Origin of the sequence: Stenotrophomonas capsici (assembly GCF_034961085.1) — a bacterium.
Lineage (GTDB): Bacteria > Pseudomonadota > Gammaproteobacteria > Xanthomonadales > Xanthomonadaceae > Stenotrophomonas > Stenotrophomonas capsici.
Map to the genome: position 1 here is coordinate 57,614 of NZ_JAYFUH010000036.1, position 18,241 is coordinate 75,854.

Here is an 18,241-nt window from a genome sequence, read left to right on the forward strand (position 1 = left end):
CAGGCTGGCCCCACCTTCCCGCGGAAACGAAGAAAGCCGGCTTGCGCCGGCTTTCTTCGTTGCACCCGGACCCCGCCATCAACCGGCGCGATCGGCTTCCATCTGCTTGCGGATCTGCGCGTCCACGGCCGCGATCGCGGTCATGTTCAGCACGCGGCGCGAACTGGCGCTGCTGGTCAGGATGTGCACCGGCTTGGAGATGCCCATCAGGATCGGGCCGATCGCCACGCCGTTGGTGAACACGCGCACCAGGTTGTAAGCGATGTTGGCTGCTTCCAGGTTGGGCAGCACGAACAGGTTGGCACGGCCCTTGAGCGTGCTGTTGGGCAGCAGCTTCTCGCGCAGCGCCTCGTCCCAGGCGGTGTCACCCTGCATCTCGCCGTCCACGTTCAGGCGCGGGTTGCGCTTGAGCAGCTGCTCGCGCACCTGGCGCATCTTCAGCGCGTCCTTGGAATCATGGCTGCCGAAGTTGGAGTGCGACAGCAGCGCGATCTTCGGCTCGATGCCGAACAGCTTCATGCGGTAGGCCGCCTGCAGCGTGGATTCGACGATCTGGTCGACGCTGGGGTCTTCCTGCACGTGGGTATCCACGAAGAAGAACACGCCCTGCGAGTTGATCACGCCGGTCATCGCCGAGGTCGAGCTGACCCGCTGTTCCAGCGGGATCACGCTGCGCACGTAGCCCAGCTTCTTGTGGAAGCGGCCGACCAGGCCGGACAGCATCGCGTCGGCCTCGCCACGGGCCACCATCACTGCCGCGATCAGGGTCGGGCGCGAGCGCATCAGGTTCTTGGCGGCGGCCACGGTGACGCCCTTGCGGCCGGTCATCTCGTGGTAGTACTGCCAGTACTCGTTGAAGCGCGGGTCGTCGTTGATGTTGGTGATCTCCACGTCCACGCCCGGCTTCATGCGCAGGCCCAGGCGTTCGATGCGCGACTCGATCACTTCCGGGCGGCCGATCAGGATCGGCGCGGCGACGCCTTCGTCGATCACGTTCTGCACCGCCTGCAGCACCACTTCTTCCTCGCCCTCGGCGTAGACCACGCGCTGCTTGTCCGAACGGGCACGGTCGTAGACCGGCTTCATGAACAGGCTGGTGCGGTAGACGAACTGGGCCAGCTTCTCGCGGTAGGCCGCCATGTCGGCGATCGGGCGCGTGGCCACGCCCGAGTCCATCGCCGCCTGGGCCACCGCCGAGGACAGCTCGACCAGCAGGCGGCGGTCGAACGGGCGCGGGATCACGTAGTCACGGCCGAAGCTGGGGGTATCACCACCATAGGCGGCGCCCATGTCGGACGCCTCCTTGCGTGCCAGCGCGGCGATGGCGCGCACGCAGGCCACCTTCATTTCCTCGTTGATGCCGGTGGCACCGACGTCCAGCGCGCCGCGGAACAGGTACGGGAAGCACAGCGCGTTGTTGACCTGGTTCGGGTAGTCCGAACGGCCGGTGCCCATGATCACGTCCGGGCGCACCGCCTTGGCGTCCTCCGGCAGGATCTCCGGGTACGGGTTGGCCAGCGCGAAGATGACCGGGTTCGGCGCCATGGTGGCGACCATTTCCGGCTTCAGGATGCCGCCGGCCGACAGGCCCAGGAAGATGTCCGCGCCGTCGACGATCTCGGCCAGCGTGCGCTTGTCGGTGTCGCGGGCGTAGCGCGCCTTTTCCGGGTCCAGGTCGGTGCGGCCGGTGTGGATCACGCCTTCGCGGTCGTAGGCCAGGATGTTCTCCGGCTTCAGGCCCAGCTGTACCAGCATGTTGACGCAGGAGATGCCGGCCGCGCCCATGCCGGTGGTGGCCAGCTTGACGTCCTCGATCTTCTTACCGGTGATGCACATGGCGTTGAGCACGGCGGCGCCGACGATGATCGCGGTGCCGTGCTGGTCGTCGTGGAACACCGGGATGTTCATGCGCTCGCGCAGCTTGCGCTCGACGATGAAGCACTCCGGCGCCTTGATGTCTTCCAGGTTGATGCCGCCGAAGGTCGGCTCCAGCGAGGCGATGATGTCGACCAGCTTGTCCGGGTCGTTCTCGTCCACTTCGATGTCGAACACATCGATGCCGGCGAACTTCTGGAACAGCACGCCCTTGCCTTCCATCACCGGCTTGCCGGCCAGCGGGCCGATGTTGCCCAGGCCCAGCACCGCGGTGCCGTTGCTGATCACCGCGACCAGGTTGCCGCGTGCGGTCAGTTCGCTTGCCTGCGAGGGGTCGGCAACGATGGCTTCACAGGCATGCGCCACGCCCGGCGAGTAGGCCAATGACAGATCCCGCTGGGTCAGCATCGGCTTGGTCGCCACCACCTTGATTTTGCCCGGCGGGGACATGCGGTGGTAATCGAGGGCGGCCTGTTTGAAATCTTCGTTGGACATCGATCTGTTCGGCATGAATGGGCAGAAGGGACTCGGGATGATACCGCGTTGCGCTGTCTGGACCTGTCGCGCAGCTGTCACTGGTCATGCTGCAACTGCACAATCCGGAGGCGTCCGGTGGACATGATCCGAGCATTGCGGGTCGCTGCAATGACAACGGGCGGATCGGGAAAGCACGCGCAGGGCCATACCCTGTCCCGGGCAGGCCCCGCGCCACGCGCAGGCAGGTTTGCTCAGCGCACCGCGACCTCGCCCACCGGTTCGGGCGTGGCGCCATCGAGCACCTGGGCAAGGCGCTCGCTGTCCAGTGCGCCCTCCCAGCGCGAGACCACCACGGTTGCGACGGCATTTCCGAGGAAATTGGTCAGGGAACGGCATTCGCTCATGAACCGGTCCACGCCCAGGATCAGCGCCATGCCGGCCACCGGCACCTCCGGCACCACGGCCAGGGTGGCCGCCAGGGTGATGAAGCCGGCACCGGTCACGCCCGCCGCACCCTTGGAACTGAGCATGGCGACCAGCAGCAGCATGATCTGGTGGCCCAGGGTCAGCTCGGTGTTGGTGGCCTGGGCGATGAACAACGCGGCTAGGGTCATGTAGATGTTGGTGCCATCCAGGTTGAACGAATAGCCGGTCGGCACCACCAGGCCCACCACCGACTTGCTGCAGCCGGCCCGCTCCATCTTCTCCATCAGCGAGGGCAGCGCCGATTCGGAGGAGGATGTGCCCAGCACCAGCAGCAGCTCGGCCTTGAGGTAACGGGCCAGCTTGATCACCGAGAAACCGCACATCCGGGCCACCGTGCCCAGGATGACCACCACGAACAGCAGCGCGGTCAGGTAGAACGAGCCTACCAGCCAGGCCAGGTTGACCAGCGAGCCGATGCCGTACTTGCCGATGGTGAAGGCAATCGCGCCGAACGCGCCGATGGGTGCGGCCTTCATCAGCAGGTGCACCAGCTTGAACACCGGCGCGGTCAGCGCTTCGAGCAGGTTGAGCACCGGGCGGCCCTTCTGCCCGACCATCGCCAGCGAGATGCCGAACAGCACCGCCACGAACAGCACCTGCAGGATGTTGTCGCCGACGAACGGGCTGAGCAGGGTCTTGGGGATGATGTCCATCGCGAAGCCGACCAGGGTCAGCTCATGCGACTTGGCCACGTAGTTGTTGACCTCGGTCTGGTCCAGGTCGGCCGGGTTGATGTTCATGCCGGCGCCGGGCTGCACCACGTGCGCCACCACCATGCCCACCACCAGCGCCAGGGTGGAGAAGAACAGGAAGTAGACCATCGCCTTGGCGAACACCCGGCCGACGCTGCGCAGGTGGGTCATGCCGGCGATGCCGGTGACGATGGTCAGGAAGATCACCGGGGCGATGATCATCTTCACCAGCTTGATGAAGGCATCGCCCAGCGGCTTGAGCTGCGCGCCCCAGGCCGGCTCGAAATGTCCGAGCAGCACGCCCAGGGTGATGGCGACCAGCACCTGGAAGTACAGCTGGCGGTACAGCGGGGTGCGACCACCCGGGACCGCGACGACATCGGTGGAAACGTGCATGCGACACCTCGAAGGAGAACGGCTTCGAGCGGTGTTGTACGCGCGGGCGGCGGGCACGCCGATAACGCATTGGTACTAGCTAATCCATTGGTATTAGGCCGCTTTTCCTTCCTGGCGACGTTCCGGCACCCGCCTCGACCGCACCCTGCACACCAATCCCAATGGCCACGGGCACTTGCCGCACGTTCCCGCCCGACGCCCCTGCCGGATGGGCCAGCGGCCGCGCGTCAACGTCGCAGATGCCGCGCTGGAGAAACCCGCCGGTCTGCGTGACCATCCGCGCATGCCCTTCCTTCGCCGCCCACGACGACGTGTCCACACCTGGCTGCTGCTGGCCGGGCTGGCCGTGCTCGTCGCCCTGGTCAGCCTGGCGGTGATGCGCCACCTGGAGCGGCGCAGCCTGCAGGCCGACGCGGCGCAGGCGCGCGAACAGCTGCGCCTGAAGGCCGATGCGATGCAGGCATTGATCGAACGCTACGGCGTGTTGCCGGCGGTGCTGGCGCTGGACCCTGACATCCGCGCCGCATTGCTGCGACCGGACGCCCCGGCCGGCGTCTTCGATTCGCTCAACCACAAGCTGGAAGCGGTCAATGGCGCGGCCACCACCTCGACGCTGACCCTGCTCGATCGCAACGGGCTGGCCGTGGCCGCCAGCAACTGGCGCATCCCCGGGTCCAGCAACGTCGGCAACAACTACCGCTTCCGCCCCTATTTCCAGCGCGCCATGCAGGAAGGCAGTGGCACCTTCTACGCCGAGGGCGTGACCACCGCGGTGCCCGGCTACTTCCTGTCCGAGGCAGTCCGCGACGCCCAGGGCGTGCCGGTCGGGGTGGTCGTGGTCAAGGTGGTGCTGCGTCCGCTGGAAGCCAGCTGGGGCGAGATGCCCGAGACCGTGTTCGCCAACGACGGCAATGGCGTGATCTTCCTGTCCAGCCGCCCCACGTGGCGCTACCGGGTGCTTCACCAGCTCGATGCCGCCATCCGTGGCCGGCTGGCCAACACCCGCCAGTACGGGCCAGTGCCGCGCGAGCAGTTGGAGTACCGCCTGATCGAGGACCTCGGCGACGGCGTGCGCCGGGTGCGCCTGCCCGACGCCGGCGACGTCATCTGGATCTCGCAGCCGCTGCCACGCCAGGGCTGGACCCTGAACCTGCTGCGCGCCAGCCACGACAGCCTGGCCACCGCGCGCACCCAGGCCGCGCTGATCGGCGCCGGCCTGCTCGCACTGGCACTGCTCGGCTTCGTGCTGTGGCAACGCCGCCGGCTTGCCCAGCTGCGCGAGCGCAGCCGCGTCGAGCTCGAACGCATGGTCAAGCACCACGCGCAGGAACTGCGCACCGCCCAGGATGGCCTGGTACAGGCCGCGCACGCCGCCGACTACGGCGAAAGCCAGAGCCTGCAGCACCTGCCGCAGGGCGTGTGCGTGGTGGACGCCCAGCTCAACCTGGTGGCGTGGAACCGCCGCTATGTCGAGCTGTTCCGCTTCCCGCCCGGCTTCATCCACGTCGGCCGGCCGATCGCCGATGTCTTCCTGTTCAACGCGCGCCGTGGCCTGCTCGGTCCCGGCCCCATCGATGAGGCCATCGAGCGCCGGCTCAACCACCTGCGCTCGGGCAAGCCGCACATGCATGAGCGCGAACGCAGCGATGGCAGCGTCATCGAGATCCGCGGAAACCCTCTGCCGGACGGCGGCTTCGTCACCAGCTACGCCGACATCACCGCCTACAAGAACGCCGCGCGCGACCTGCGCTCGCTCGCCGACGCACTGACCCAGCGCGTGGACGAGCGTACCCGTGACCTGGCCGGCGCCAAGCGCGAGGCCGAGGATGCCAACCGCTCCAAGACCCGTTTCGTCGCCGCGGCCGTGCACGACCTGCTGCAGCCACTCAACGCCGCGCGCATGTTCCTGTCGGCGCTGCGCGGGCGCTTGCCCGACGAGGGCACGCGCCAGATCGCCGAACACATCGACAGTGCATTGACCGCGCAGGACGGCATCCTCAACAGCCTGCTGGACATCTCGCGGCTGGAGTCCGGCGCGCTGGAAACCCGGATCCAGGACTTCGCGCTGGACCCGCTGCTTGATGCCCTGGCCAAGGAATTCGGCATCCTGGCCACCGCGCGCGGGCTGCGGCTGGACTACGTCCGCACCCAGGCGGTGGTGCGCTCGGACCGCGCCCTGCTGCGCCGCGTGCTGCAGAACTTCCTGTCCAACGCCATCCGCTACACCCCGCGCGGGCGCATCGTGCTGGGCTGCCGCCGCGAAGGTGAGCGCATCCGCATCGAGGTGCACGACAGCGGCCCAGGCATCGCCGAAGCCCGCCACCGGGAAATCTTCGAGGAATTCCACCGGCTGGACGGCAGCGACGCCAGCGAGCGCGGCACCGGGCTGGGCCTGGCCATCGTCGAGCGCATCGCACGCCTGCTCGACCACCCGATCCGGCTGCGTTCGGTGCTGGAGCAGGGCAGTGTGTTCTCGGTCAGCGTGCCACGCGGCGAACATGCCGGCACCGCCCTGCCCGCTCCCGTCACCGCGGCCGAGGAGCTGCGGGGTGACTCATTGCTGGACGGCTGCCGGGTCTGGTGCGTGGACGACGACCCGCTGGTCAGCCGCGCCACCCACGTGCTGCTGGAACGCTGGGGTTGCCAGGTACTGTTGTCCGGCAATGCCGATGACGCGCTGGCAGCGGCCGAGCCGGGCAGCGCGCCGGACCTGCTGCTGCTCGACGTGCGCCTGGGCGCACTCAGCGGGCCGGAACTGCTGCCGCTGCTGCAGCAGCGCTGGCAGCAGGCCCCGGCGGTGATCCTGTACACCGCCGAGCAGGACCCGGCGCTGCGTGCACTCGCCCGCGAGAACGGCTGGCACTTCCTGTCCAAGCAGGCGCGCACCTCGGCGCTGCGCGCCCTGCTGACCCACGCCTGCCAGCGCGCACGCTGAGTCGGTGCTCGTTGCTCAGGCGCCCGCGTCGGGCAGGCCGGGGTCGCCTTCCGGCTCCAGCGCCTTGACCAGCAACGCCGCCTGCGTGCGGCTGTTGCATTCGAGCTTCTTCAAGATCGCGGTGACATGCACCTTGACCGTGTTCTCGGCCAACCCCAGCTCGTAGGCGATCTGCTTGTTGAGCAGGCCATCGGCCACGCATACCAGCACCCGGAACTGCTGCGGGGTCAGCCGGGCCAAGCGCGCGGCCAGCAACGCATCGCGCTCGGAGCGCTCGGCCGCCAGCGGCGGGAAGCAGGTGTCACCGGCCATCACCGCGGTGACCGCGTTGCGGATGGCTTCCACCGGCGCCGACTTGGGAATGAAGCCGACCGCACCGAACTGCTGCGCGCGCCGGATCACCCGCGGGTGGTCGTTGGAGGAAATGATGATGACCGGGATGTCCGGGCGCTCGCCGCGCAACCACACCAGCGAGGAGAAGCCGCGTGCCCCGGGCATGCTCAGGTCGAGCAGCACCAGGTCCACCTCCGGGTGCTCGTCCAGCGCCTGGGTCAGGGCCGAGGCGCTGGCCACCTCCAGGGTCTGCCCGACCGCCACGCCATCGCGCAGCGCATGCAGCACCGCCGCACGGAACAGCGGGTGATCATCGGCGACGAGGACCTTGGCCAGGTTCATGCCGCCAGTGTGGCACGCACCCCGGCCGCTCGCCCTACTACCAATGCGTTATTGGCCGCCACGGCCAGGCTGCTATGGTCCGCCTCCCGACCCGGCATCCCCACAGGCACAGCCAGCTCATGCAATGCTCCCGCATCCCGTTGTTGTCCGCCCTGTTGCTGCCGGCCCTCGCACCGGCCGCGCATGCCAGTGATGATGTCAGCATCAAGTTCAGCGGGCGCCTGTACTACGACGTGGCGCGCTTCGACAACGATGACCGCGGCAGCCGCGAGCGTGACAACGATGACCTGCGTGCCGCGTGGCTGGCCGCCTCGGGCAGTTTCCACGGCGTCGACTACAAGCTCGAGGGCGACTTCGCCGGCCACCGCCCGGTGGCGCGCGATGTCTACCTGGCGCGCCGCTTCGGCACCACCACGGTGACGGTGGGCCAGTTCAAGCAGTTCTTCACCCTGGACGACCGCGCCAGCGCCAACCACATTCCGACGCTCGAGCGCAGCTACCTGGCGCAGACGCTGGCCCCGACCTACCGGCTCGGCGTGGGCGCAAACGGTTACCGGGACGGCCTGTTCTGGAGCGGCAGCGCCTACAGCCTGGAAAGCATCGACGCCTGGAAGGTGAAGGGCCGCGGCCTGGGCGGGCGCACCGGCTACGTGCCGTGGAGCGAGCCTGGCCACGTCCTGCACCTGGCCGCCGCGGTCGCCCGCGAGGACTACGACAATCCCGGCCGCAGCGGCGCGGCGGCCCTGCGCGTGCAGCCGCGCGTGGCCGGCTACTTCGGTGACAACAGCCGCCTGTTGTTGCTCGACTTCCGCAACGGCCGCGACGTGCAGGTCGACAAGTACGGGCTGGAGGCCGCCGGCGTTCACCAGGCCTGGTCCTGGCAGGCCGAGTACGGCGCCGCCCACTACGACGACGGCCAGCAGAAGGCCAGGGTCCGCTCCGGCTATGTGCAGGGCAGCTGGCTGCTGACCGGCGAACCACGCAGCTACGACGCCCGCACCGGCCGCTTCGTGCAGCTCAAGCCTGCCCGGGAGGGCGGCGCCTGGGAGCTGGTGGCACGCTATGACCACATCCAGGGCGAGCAATGGCCCCAGACCCGCCGCGACCAGTCTGCCGATGCCTGGACCGTGGGCGTGAACTGGTACGCGGTCAAGCACCTGCGGGTGATGGTGGACTGGACCGACACCCGCCGCCGTGATGAACTGGCCGCGCGTACCCTGGACCACACCGGCGTGCTCGCCGGGCGCGTGCAGCTGGACTTCTGAGCCACGGCCGTCGCCCACACACTGCCGCAAAGAAAATAATTTTCACACAACCCTTCCTGTGATACACAATAGGCCGCCGCGAATCGGGCGCGCCAGCACGGGGAAAGGACGTTGTCCAAAGAAAATTACTTTCATTCCGAAGCACCCCTGGAAGGCAAGGGCCTGCCTGCCGGAGGTCCGTGGACATCGGCCGGCCTCGCTGCACGGGGCGCCTCGATCCTGGATGAGGACGTCAGCCTGCCCGTGGCGGTGCTGAGCGAACCGGCGCTGCGGCACAACCTGGAATGGATGCGTCGCTTCTGCCTGGCCTATGGCTGCCAGCTGGCCCCGCACGGCAAGACCACGATGAGCCCGGCCCTGTTCCGGATGCAGCTCGACGCCGGTGCGTGGGGCATCACCCTGGCCACCGCCGCGCAGACCGCCAGCGCCTACGCGCACGGCGTGCGCCGCGTGCTGATGGCCAACCAGCTGGTCGGCCGCGGCAACTTCGACCTGATCGCGCAGCTGCAGGCGCAGGACCCGGACTTCTGGTTTGCCTGCGTGGTCGATTCGGCCGACAACGTGGCAGCACTCGGCCGCTATTTCCGCCAACGCGGGCAGACCCTCAAGGTGTTGCTGGAAATCGGCATGGCCGGTGGCCGCACCGGCGTGCGCGACCCGGCCCAGGCGCAGGCGGTGCTGGACGAGATCCGCCGTTGGCCCGATGCGGTGGCGCTGGTCGGCGTGGAAGTCTACGAAGGCGTGGCCAAGGACGAGGCCGGCGTACGCGCCCTGCTGCAGCGCAGCCTGGCGCAGTGGCAGGCGATCCAGGCCGACGCCGGTTTCGCGGCCAGCCCGGCCCTGCTCAGTGGCGCCGGCTCGGCCTGGTTCGACGTGGTGGCCGAGGAGTTCTCGGCGCTTTCCGGCCGCACCGACGCGCAGGTGATCCTGCGCCCGGGCTGCTACCTGAGCCATGACGTGGGCATCTACCAGCAGGCAATCACCCGCATCCAGGCCAGCAACCCGGTGGCGCGCGACATCGGCAGCAGCCTGCAGCCGGCGCTGCGGCTGTGGGCCTGCGTGCAGTCACGCCCCGAACCCACCCGCGCGATCATCGCGCTGGGCAAGCGCGATGCCGCCTTCGATGCCGGCTTCCCGGTCCCTGCCCTGCACCACCGTCCCGGCGACGCCGCGCCTGGCGCCGCCGCCGTGCATTGGCGGATCAGCGCGATGATGGACCAGCACGCCTTCCTCGACGTGCAGGCCGACGACGACCTGCGCGTGGGCGACCTGCTCTGCTTCGACATCTCCCATCCGTGCCTGACCTTCGACAAGTGGCGCCACCTGCTGGTGGTCGATGACGCGCAGCGCGTCGTCGGCGCCGTTTCCACGCAGTTCTGAGTGCCGCCACGGGGGAGCTTGCCTGCATGACCGCTGGAAACCTGCTGTTGCTCTACGCCGGCCTGTCGATCCTGGCACTGATCGTGTTGATCGCCCGCTTCCGGCTCAATCCCTTCATCAGCGTCACCCTGGTCTCGGTGGGCCTGGCCCTGCTGGCCGGCATGCCGGCCCCGGAGATCCTGCCCGCCTACGAGCAGGGCGTGGGCAAGACGCTGGGCCACATCGCGCTGATCGTCGCGCTGGGCACCATGCTCGGCAAGATGATGGCCGAGTCCGGCGGCGCCGAACGCATCGCGCGCACGCTGATCGCCCGCTTCGGCCCGAAGAACGTGCACTGGGCAATGATGCTGATCGCCTTCTGCATCGGCCTGCCGATCTTCTTCGAGGTCGGTTTCGTGCTGCTGATCCCGATCGCGCTCAACGTCGCCCGCCGCACCGGCGTGCCGCTGCTGCTGGTCGGCCTGCCGATGGTGGCCGGGCTGTCGGTGGTGCACGGGCTGGTGCCGCCGCATCCGGCCGCGATGCTGGCCGTGCATGCCTACGGCGCCGACGTCGGCCGCACCGTGTTCTATGCACTGCTGGTCGGCCTGCCCACCGCGGCACTGGCCGGTCCGGTGTTCGCCAGGTTCGTTGCACCCCGGGTGACGCTGCCCGCGCACAATCCGATGGAAGCGGCACTGCTGGACGAAGGCCACAGCCGCATCCCCGATGACCAGCTGCCCGGCTTCGGCATCACCCTGGCCACCCTGCTGCTGCCGGTGCTGCTGATGCTGCTCGGCGGCTGGGCCGACCAGATCGCCACGCCCGGCTCGCCGCTCAACCACGGCCTGCGCTTCATCGGCCACTCGGTGGTGGCGCTGCTGCTGGCCACCTTGATGAGCTTCATCACCCTGGGCCTGCTGCGCGGCTTCAACCGCGACCAGATCCTGAAGTTCTCGCAGGAGTGCCTGGCCCCGACCGCGGCGATCACGCTGCTGGTCGGCGCCGGCGGCGGCCTCAACGGCATCCTGGTCCACACCGGCGTGGCCAGCGAGATCATCGGCCTGTCGCAGCGCTTTGACCTGTCCCCGCTGCTGATGGGCTGGACCATGGCCGCGCTGATGCGCATCGCCACCGGCTCGGCCACGGTCGCCATGACCACGGCATCCGGCATCGTCGCCCCGATCGCCGCGGCGATGGGCTACGCCCACCCGGAACTGCTGGTGCTGGCCACCGGCGCCGGCTCGGTGGTGCTGTCACACGTCAACGACGGCGGCTTCTGGCTGGTCAAGGAATACTTCAACATGAGCGTGGCCCAGACCTTCAAGACCTGGACCGTGCTTGAAACCCTCATCTCCGTCACCGCGCTGCTGCTGGTGATGGCTCTCTCCATGGTGCTTTGAACCATGTCCCAGAATACCTTCGACATCGTCTACGAACTGCGCCAGCGGCTGCATGAGTTCAGCCCGGTGGAAGCCCGCATCGCCAACGCCATCCTCGCCGACGTCGATGCCGCCGCGCAGTATGGCGTCAGCGAACTGGCCGAACGCGCCGAAGTCAGCGCCGCGGCCATCTCACGCTTTGCCAAGGCGCTGGGCTGCGAACACGTGCGCGAACTGCGCGCGCGACTGGCCTCGGCCAGCGCGGTCGGCAAGCGCTTCCTCGAACAGCAGAACGCACCACCGGTGTCGGCGCTGTACGCGCAGATCTGCGACGACATCCAGGAAAGCCTGCGCCACAACATCGCCAACCTGAAGGAAGACGTGGTGCAGGCGCTGGCCGATGCGCTGTGCAGCGCGCGCATGATCCACATCTTCGGCCTGGGCGGCTGTTCCACCGTGTTCGCGCAGGAGCTGCAGAGCCGGCTGGTGCGCTTCGGCCGGCCGGTGTCGGCGTGCAGCGATGCGCTGATGATGAAGATCATCGCCGCCACGCTCGGCCCGGACGACCTGGTGCTGGCTCTGTCGGTCAGCGGCATCACCCCGGAAATCGTCTCGGCGGTGGACATCGCGCGTACCTACGGCGCGCGCGTGGGCGCCATCACCCAGGCCGACACCGCGCTGGCCGAACGCAGCGACTGGCTGCTGCCGATCCAGATCGAGGAGACCGATTTCGTGTTCAAGCCCTCGGCATCGCGCTACGCGATGATGCTGGCCATCGACGTGTTGTCCACCACCACCGCGCTCAATGGCGCCAATGCCAACCACGAGCACCTGCGCCGCATCAAGCTGGCGCTGGACCGCCACCGTGGCGGCGACTCGCGCCTGCCGCTGGGTGATTGATCCATGCATGACGTACTGATCCGCAACGCGCTGGTCCTGGATGGCAGCGACACTGCCGGCGTCCACGCCGACCTGGCCATCCGTGATGGCCGCATCGCCGCCATCGGCCAGCTCGATGCCCCGGCCCGCGAGGTGATCGACGCGCAGGGGCTGGCGCTGGCGCCGGGCTTCATCGACGTGCACACCCACGACGACCTGGAAGTGATCCGCAACCCGGACATGCGCAGCAAGCTGTCCCAGGGCGTGACCACCGTGGTGGTCGGCAACTGCGGCATCAGCGCCAGCCCGGTGCGCATCCACGGCGAGGTGCCGGACCCGATGAACCTGCTCGGCGAGGCCGACGATTTCCGTTACGCCGATTTCGCCAGCTACCGCGATGCCGTGCAGCTCGCCCGGCCGGCGGTCAACGTGGCCGCACTGGTCGGCCACACCGCGCTGCGCCAGAACCACATGGACCGGCTGGACCGTGCCGCCAGCGCCAACGAGATCAGCGCCATGCGCGCGCAGCTGCGCGAAAGCTTGGCGCAGGGCGCACTGGGCCTGAGCAGTGGCCTGGCTTATGCCTCCGCCTTCGATGCCCCCTCCGCCGAAGTGGCCGAGCTGGCCTCCGAGCTGCCGGCCGGCGGCCTGTATGCGACCCATCTGCGCGATGAGTTCGCCGGCATCCTGGCCGCGATGGAGGAAGCCTTCGACGCGGCGCGGGCACCGCAGGCCGGCGTGCGCGTGTCGCACCTCAAGTGCGCCGGCATCGACAACTGGGGCCGCAGCCACCAGGTGCTCGATCGCCTGCAGTCCGCCTCGGCCACGCAGGATGTCGCCTGCGACTGCTACCCCTATGCGGCCAGCGCCTCGACGCTGGACCTGAAGCAGGTCACCGACGCCTACGACATCCTGATCACCTGGTCCGAGGCCGAGCCCAGCCAGGGGGGCCGCCTGCTGGCCGAGATCGCCGCCGACTGGAACCTGCCACTGATGGACGCCGCGATCCGCCTGCAGCCGGCCGGCGCGGTCTACCACTGCATGGACGAGGCCGACGTACGCCGCATCCTGGCCCACCCGCTGACCATGATCGGCTCCGACGGCCTGCCCCGTGATCCCCGCCCGCACCCGCGCCTGTGGGGCACGTTCCCGCGCGTGCTTGGCCACTACGCGCGCGACGAACAGCTGTTCCCGCTGCATACCGCCGTGCACAAAATGACCGGCCTGCCCGCCTCGCGCTTCGCGATGGGCGCGCGTGGCCAGCTGCGTGCCGGCTGGTGGGCCGACCTGGTGCTGTTCGACCCGGCCCGCATCCGCGACACCGCCAGCTTCCACGACCCGATCCGCGCGGCCGAAGGCATCGCCGCGGTCTGGGTCAACGGCCAGCTGGCCTACGACGGCCGGCAGGTCGTCGCCCGGCCGGGCCGCTTCATCCGCCCCGAGCCGGCGCCGCCCCCCCCCTGATTGCAATCCAACCGAGGAACCCCCGATGAGTGACATCACACGCTATGGCGCCGAAGGCGGCGTCGGCCAGGGCAAGCAGCACATGCCGTTCTCGCGCGCGGTCCAGGCCGATGGCTGGCTGTACGTGTCCGGGCAGGTGCCGATGCGCAACGGCGAACTGGTCGGCGGCACCGTCACCGAACAGGCCCACGTGGCCATCGGCAACGTGCTGGAGATCCTGGCCGAGGCCGGCTATGGCCCCGAGCACGTGGTGCGCTGCGGCGTCTGGCTGGACGATGCCCGCGACTTCTACGCCTTCAACGGCGTGTTCAAGCACTACTTCGGCGAGCACCCGCCGGCACGCGCCTGCGTGGAGAACCGGATGGTGGTGGACTGCAAGGTGGAAGTGGACTGCGTGGCCTACAAGCGCCCACAACGCTGAATCCGCTGCCCGAACCGGTATACACGCCGGCACGGGAGGGACCAGTGCCATCGGGCCCGGGTTGATCTTGTCCGCCAGTCACGACAAAGTCGCGGATTGTCTGGTTGAGGGGCCTGCCCATGATCCATCTTGATGCCGTACAGACGGTGGCCTTCGCGGGCCTGACGCTGTTCGCGGGATATGCGCTGTGCCGCGTCATCCCCTTCTTCCGCCGCTACAACCTGCCTGAACCGGTGGTTGGCGGCCTGCTGGTCGCGTTGGCGGTGTGGTGGGCCCATGGACAACAGACCACGCTGTTCGAGCTGGACACCACGCTCAAGACACCGCTGATGGTGGCCTTCTTCACCACCCTGGGCATCAATGCCAGCGTGCGCCTGCTGCGCGTCAGCGGCAAGCAGGTGATGTTGTTCCTGCTGATCGGCAGCGTGTTCGCGGTGCTGCAGAACCTGATCGGCATCAGCGTGGCCAAACTGTTCGGCTTGAACCCGATGTTCGGCGTGCTGGCCGGCTCGGCCACGCTGACCGGTGGCCCGGCTACCGGCCTGGCGTTCGCGCCCCTGTTCGAGAAGGCAGGCCTGGCCGGTGCCGAGAGCCTGGCGGTCACCGCCGCGATGGCCGGCATCATCTGCGGCGGCCTGGTGGGTGGCCCGGTGATCACCGTGCTGATGCAACGCTTCAAGGTGCAGCACCCGAACAAGAAGGTCACTGAAGCCGAGCAACTGGCCGAGGAATCGGTGGTGGTGCGCTACCCCAGTGAATCGGCCCGCGAGTTCGACGCACTCAAGAGCATCGTCGTGCTGCTGATGGCGATGTGGCTGGGCGTCTGGGTCGGCAAGGGCTTCGAAGGCATCGGCCTGACCCTGCCCACCTACATCGGCGCGATGCTGGTCGGCGCGGTGATCCGCAACGTGGATGACTACACCGGCTGGGTCAAGCTGTCGGTGCCGACCACCGACCTGATCGGCAACATCTGCCTTGCGCTGTTCCTGGCCATCGCCCTGATGGACCTGAAGCTGTGGGAACTGGCCGGCATGGGCCTGCCACTGCTGGTCAACCTGGTCATCCAGGTGGCCGTGGTCGCGCTGTTCGCGGTGCCGATCTACTGGCTGATGGGCCGCGACTACGACGCGGCGGTGATGGGCGGCGGCTTCATCGGCTTCATGCTCGGCACCACCGCCAACGCGATGGCGGTGATGCGCCGCCTGGCCCAGCGCTATGGCCCGGCACCGCGTGCATTCCTGGTGGCACCGCTGGTGGGCGCGTTCTTCATCGACTTCATCAATGCGCTGATCATCACCGGCTTCCTGAACTTCTGGCCGCACTGAGCGGCCGGTTCCGTGCGCCACACCCGTGCCCATGGGCGCGGGTTGGCGCGACAATGGCCAACTCTGTCCACCGCGTGCGTTTCCCCCGATGACCGCATCCGCTGCCCCCCTTGCCACCGGCCATGACCTGATCATCATCGGTGCCGGCGTGGTTGGCCTGGCCAGTGCCTACGCCGCTGCACGGCGCGGCGCATCGGTGTTGCTGGTGGACCGCAACGCCGGTCCTGCGCTGGGCACGTCCTTCGCCAACGGCGCGCAGCTGAGCTACGTCTACACCGACGCGATGGCCGGCCCGGCCACGTGGGGGCAGCTGCCGCAGATGGCCTTCGGCCGCAACGGCGCATTCCGCACGCACTGGTCGGCGGACCTGGACTTCGTGCGCTGGGGCCTGTCCTTCCTGCGCCAGGCCAATGCCGGCGCACTGCGCCGCAATACGCTGGCCACGCTGGAACTGGCGCTGGAATCGCGCCAAGCCATGCAGGCGCTGCTGCAGCGCCATCCCATCGCGTTCGACCACGTCGTCTCCGGCAAGCTGCACCTGTATCCCAGCAGCGACGGCGTGCAGGGCGCGGCCGGCATGATCGCGCTGAAGCAGCCCTACGGCGTGCACCAGCGGCTGGTCGATGCCGAGCAGGCACGCCGCATCGAACCGGCCCTGCACGGCGCGCCGTGGCTGGCCGGTGCGGTGTACTCGCCCGAGGAGGAAGCCGGCGACCCCTACCTGTTCAGTACCGGATTGCTGGACATCCTCACCGGCCAGTATCCGGTGCAGGCCGCGTTCGACTTCGACACCCGCACCCTGCAACGCCGGGACGGCCAATGGCAGCTGCAGGCCGCCGACGGGCGCCGGGCGCAGGCACCACGCGTGCTGGTCTGCGCCGGCATCGACAGCGCGCGCCTGCTGCGGCCGGCCGGCATGCGCGTGCCGGTGATGGCGATCAAGGGGTACTCGTTCACCGCGCCCTGCGGGGCCAACGCGCCGCAGGTCAGCATCACCGACACCAAGCGCAAGCTGGTGTTCTGCCGGCTGGGCGAGCGCATCCGCGTGGCCGGCCTGGCCGACCTCAACGACTGGGACCCGACGCCCGATCCGACCCGCATGGCGCAACTGGTCGCCATGGCCCAGGCCTCGTTGCCGGAAGCGGCGGACTACACACGCATCGAAAGCCGCTGGGCGGGCCTGCGCCCGGTCACGCCGTGGACCTCGCCGATCATCCGCAACCTCGGCGACGGGCTAGGCTGCAACATCGGCCACGGCATGCTCGGCTGGACCCTTGCGATGGGCAGCGGCGAACGCGCGGTCAGCCAACTGATCGGCGCACCCTGAGCCGCGTCAGCGTTCGCCGATCTGGTCCATGCGGATGCGGTTGGCGAACAGCGAGAACGCCAGTGCGCCGGCCAGGCCATTGGCGCGGGTGATCCAGTGCGGCAGCCAGCGCGGCGGTGCCAGCACCCCGGCCTCGAACAGCGGCGCCAGTGCCTGCGCGTCGCCCAGCGTCATCTTGCCGGCGAACAGCCAACGGCAGACCTGCAGCTTTTCCTCGCGCAGCATCTGCCGGAAGAAGGTATGCACCGCCACCAGGCCACGCAGGTACACCGTGTCCTTGGTGAAGGCCGCGCCCCCGCCGGTAGGCACGCCACGGAACACGCGCTGGGCCGAGGAGAAGCTCTCCTCGGCGGTCTGCCCGGCCTGGCGGAAATACTCGAACACCTGGATGAAGTCGGCCCCGGCGCGCGCCATCGCGATCGCCTCGATGCGCAGGCTGATGCGCTTGAGCCGCTGGATGTCAATGCTGCCGGTGATCTGCTCGGCGAACGTGGCCAGGCCTTCCTGGGTGGTGGTGATGCGCGGCGAGGACAATGCCAGGCTCGGCAGCACCGCCTGCTCGCGGCCGTTGAGCGCGGTCAGCGAATGCACCAGCGCTTCATGGTGGAACAGCTGCGCGCGGTCATAGGCGCTGAAGCAGGCACTGGTGCGCACGCGGATGCGGGTGGCGCCGGCGGCGGCCTTGGCGATCAGCGCCGGGTCCAGCTCGACGCTGATCACCCGCCCGCCGAAGAAGTCGTCCAGGTCCCCCTGCAGCTGCAACTGCAGCGCGATGGACGACACCGGCACCTGCTCCTCGGGGGCAAGCAGTTCGTGGTCCAGCTCCTGCGCGATCTGGATGAAGTGCTGTGCGGCCTCGCGCGTGGTCGGGCCGTTGCCGGGCATCGGCTGCTCGGGCACGCCGAACAGTTCGGTGGAGTAGCGGTCCACCTCCGGCGTTCCCAGCGCTTCGAGCAGGCGCGCGGCCAGGTCCCAGCTGCGCGCGGAGTCCTGCACGTAGGCACCGAGCGGGTGGCTCCCATCACACTGGCCCAGGATCGCGTCCAGCTCGCGCCGTGCATCACTGAAATCCAGCCGGGGGTAGGCCACCTGCGGCAGCTCGGGCCGACCACGCGCCACGCTCTGCAGGAACGGCGCCTGCGTCGATGCCGGCCAGCTGGTCAGGCCGAGCAGGCGGATGCCGCGCACCGCCTCCACCATGCGCGCGTCCAGTGCCGCGTGGTGGCTGATGGCCGGGTCGTGGTTGCGGATGGTCTTGCCCATGGTTGCCTCGAACATTGCCC

Annotated in this window: 13 protein-coding genes; 9 read left to right on the forward strand and 4 right to left on the reverse strand. The window is 68.8% G+C overall.

Features of this window, described 5'->3' with window-relative positions; genetic code table 11:
* Positions 1–78: 78 nt before the first annotated feature.
* Positions 79–2,370 (reverse strand): NADP-dependent malic enzyme, encoded by a 2,292-nt coding sequence (locus VA603_RS00870; protein WP_132865561.1) that lies wholly within the window; start codon positions 2,368–2,370, stop codon positions 79–81.
* A 233-nt stretch (positions 2,371–2,603) separates the two neighbouring features.
* The gene (locus VA603_RS00875; protein ID WP_132865562.1) at positions 2,604–3,926 is read right to left on the reverse strand and encodes a dicarboxylate/amino acid:cation symporter; all 1,323 of its coding nucleotides are present in this window, start codon (positions 3,924–3,926) and stop codon (positions 2,604–2,606) included.
* A gap of 283 nt (positions 3,927–4,209) precedes the next feature.
* Between VA603_RS00875 and VA603_RS00880 the strand changes: the two genes are divergently transcribed.
* Positions 4,210–6,861 (forward strand): hybrid sensor histidine kinase/response regulator, encoded by a 2,652-nt coding sequence (locus tag VA603_RS00880; protein ID WP_323437663.1) that lies wholly within the window; start codon positions 4,210–4,212, stop codon positions 6,859–6,861.
* 15 nt (positions 6,862–6,876) lie between these two features.
* Here VA603_RS00880 and VA603_RS00885 read toward each other — a convergent pair whose 3' ends face one another.
* Positions 6,877–7,536, reverse strand: coding sequence for a response regulator (locus tag VA603_RS00885; protein WP_132865564.1), 660 nt, complete (start codon positions 7,534–7,536; stop codon positions 6,877–6,879).
* A 143-nt stretch (positions 7,537–7,679) separates the two neighbouring features.
* Here VA603_RS00885 and VA603_RS00890 point away from each other — a divergent pair, with 143 nt between their 5' ends.
* The 8 genes from VA603_RS00890 to VA603_RS00925 all read left to right on the forward strand — a co-directional run bounded on the left by VA603_RS00890 (position 7,680) and on the right by VA603_RS00925 (position 16,958).
* The gene (locus tag VA603_RS00890) at positions 7,680–8,801 is read left to right on the forward strand and encodes an OprO/OprP family phosphate-selective porin (RefSeq protein ID WP_323437664.1); all 1,122 of its coding nucleotides are present in this window, start codon (positions 7,680–7,682) and stop codon (positions 8,799–8,801) included.
* 111 nt (positions 8,802–8,912) lie between these two features.
* Positions 8,913–10,181 carry an amino acid deaminase gene (locus tag VA603_RS00895; RefSeq protein ID WP_323437665.1) on the forward strand — a complete coding sequence of 423 codons (1,269 nt, stop codon included), beginning with the start codon at positions 8,913–8,915 and terminating at the stop codon, positions 10,179–10,181.
* 26 nt (positions 10,182–10,207) lie between these two features.
* Positions 10,208–11,563 carry a GntT/GntP/DsdX family permease gene (locus VA603_RS00900; RefSeq protein WP_132865567.1) on the forward strand — a complete coding sequence of 452 codons (1,356 nt, stop codon included), beginning with the start codon at positions 10,208–10,210 and terminating at the stop codon, positions 11,561–11,563.
* 3 nt (positions 11,564–11,566) lie between these two features.
* Positions 11,567–12,442: a MurR/RpiR family transcriptional regulator gene (locus VA603_RS00905; RefSeq protein ID WP_132865568.1), complete on the forward strand. Its 876-nt coding sequence runs from the start codon at positions 11,567–11,569 to the stop codon at positions 12,440–12,442.
* Between the two features lie 3 nt (positions 12,443–12,445).
* On the forward strand, positions 12,446–13,885 hold the full coding sequence (locus VA603_RS00910; RefSeq protein WP_323437666.1) for an N-acyl-D-amino-acid deacylase family protein: 1,440 nt from the start codon (positions 12,446–12,448) through the stop codon (positions 13,883–13,885).
* Positions 13,886–13,910: 25 nt separating this feature from the next.
* Positions 13,911–14,306, forward strand: a complete 396-nt coding sequence (locus VA603_RS00915) for a RidA family protein (RefSeq protein WP_192287605.1) — start codon at positions 13,911–13,913, stop codon at positions 14,304–14,306.
* Positions 14,307–14,425: 119 nt separating this feature from the next.
* Positions 14,426–15,631, forward strand: a complete 1,206-nt coding sequence (gene gltS / locus VA603_RS00920; protein WP_192287606.1) for a sodium/glutamate symporter — start codon at positions 14,426–14,428, stop codon at positions 15,629–15,631.
* An 88-nt stretch (positions 15,632–15,719) separates the two neighbouring features.
* Complete coding sequence (locus tag VA603_RS00925; RefSeq protein WP_323437667.1) at positions 15,720–16,958, forward strand: FAD-dependent oxidoreductase; 1,239 nt, start codon at positions 15,720–15,722, stop codon at positions 16,956–16,958.
* A 6-nt stretch (positions 16,959–16,964) separates the two neighbouring features.
* Here the strand turns inward: VA603_RS00925 and VA603_RS00930 are convergent, their stop codons facing one another.
* Positions 16,965–18,236, reverse strand: a complete 1,272-nt coding sequence (locus VA603_RS00930) for a flavohemoglobin expression-modulating QEGLA motif protein (RefSeq protein WP_243694040.1) — start codon at positions 18,234–18,236, stop codon at positions 16,965–16,967.
* Positions 18,237–18,241 lie beyond the last annotated feature (5 nt).